1 protein-coding gene is annotated in these 555 nt (G+C 62.7%); it reads left to right on the top strand.

The annotated features are described in order from the left end of the window. On the top strand, nt 1-555 hold a 555-nt coding region (locus CXQ97_RS21170; RefSeq protein ID WP_368784526.1), incomplete at both ends, for a glyceraldehyde 3-phosphate dehydrogenase NAD-binding domain-containing protein.

Below are 555 nucleotides of genomic sequence, written 5' to 3'. Positions count from 1 at the left end.
TTCGTGCGCGAAGAGCTGGCCGAGGTCGCCGACAAGCGTCACGCGGCTACCGGGCACAAGGGTACTGACGTCGTGCTGTACGGTTTTGGCCGCATCGGCCGCCTGCTGGCGCGCATCCTGATCGAGAAGACCGGTGGTGGCGACGGCCTGCGCCTGCGCGCCATCGTCGTGCGCAAGGGCGCGGACAACGATCTGGTCAAGCGTGCCAGCCTGCTGCGTCGCGACTCGGTGCATGGTCCTTTCGATGGCACCATCACCATCGACGAAGAGAACAGCACCATCACCGCCAACGGCAACCTGATTCAGGTGATCTACTCCAACGATCCGTCCTCGGTGGATTACACCCAGTACGGCATCGAGAACGCGCTGCTTGTCGACAACACTGGCACGTGGCGTGACGCCGAAGGCCTGGGTCAGCACCTCAAGTGCCCGGGTGTTGCTCGCGTCGTATTGACCGCGCCGGGCAAGGGTGAGCTGAAGAACATCGTGCATGGCATCAACCATGGCGACATCACCGCCGATGACAAGATCATCTCCGCTGCATCCTGCACAACC

It is taken from the genome of Arthrobacter sp. B0490 (genome assembly GCF_002929355.1).
Classification (GTDB): domain Bacteria; phylum Actinomycetota; class Actinomycetes; order Actinomycetales; family Micrococcaceae; genus Arthrobacter_D.
This window is presented reverse-complemented; position numbering and strand designations above follow the sequence as displayed.